Consider the following 531-nt stretch of genomic DNA (forward strand, 5'->3'; position numbering starts at 1 on the left):
GTTCGAGCGGCCGGCCGCGCGCAGGTCTTCGAGCCGGCGGCACAGGTCGGCCGGCGCCACCGCGACCGGGTTGCCGCGCCGCGTGACGCCGATGGTGCCCGGCGAGCCGTCGCTCGGCAGCGCGAGYCGCAGCGCCCAGTTGTCGCCGCGCCAGGCCACCGAGCCGTTGCTTGCCGTTGCATTCGCCGGCCGCAGCTGCGACAGCCGCGCCCCCTCCACGCCCGGCACCGCCTGCACGACCGCAGCGAGGTCCGACAGGAACAGCCGCTGCGCGCCGTCCTGGCCGATCGGCAGGTCGTCGATGAAGCCGTGCTGCAGCGCCGGCCCGGTGTAGATCTCCTCCAGCGACGCGCCGGCGCGCAGCCGCTCGTCGAGGCTGCGGCTGACCGCGGCGCGCGCGACGAAGCGGTCGCAGCGGTCGTAGACCTCGGCCAGCACGTCGGCCGCGTCGCGCGGGCCGCCGATCTCGATCTGCGCATGCAGCTCGCAGGCGACCGGCTGCACCGCGGTGACGGCCAGGTCGAGGTCCTC

Annotated in this window: 1 protein-coding gene; it reads right to left on the minus strand. The window is 76.2% G+C overall.

The window, feature by feature from the left end; translation table 11 throughout:
• Positions 1–531, minus strand: a 531-nt coding sequence (locus tag AC1D01_RS38200; RefSeq protein ID WP_477875228.1) for a hypothetical protein, incomplete at both ends; no start/stop codon positions are given.

It is taken from the genome of Rhizobacter sp. P3_B12, from assembly GCF_056402895.1.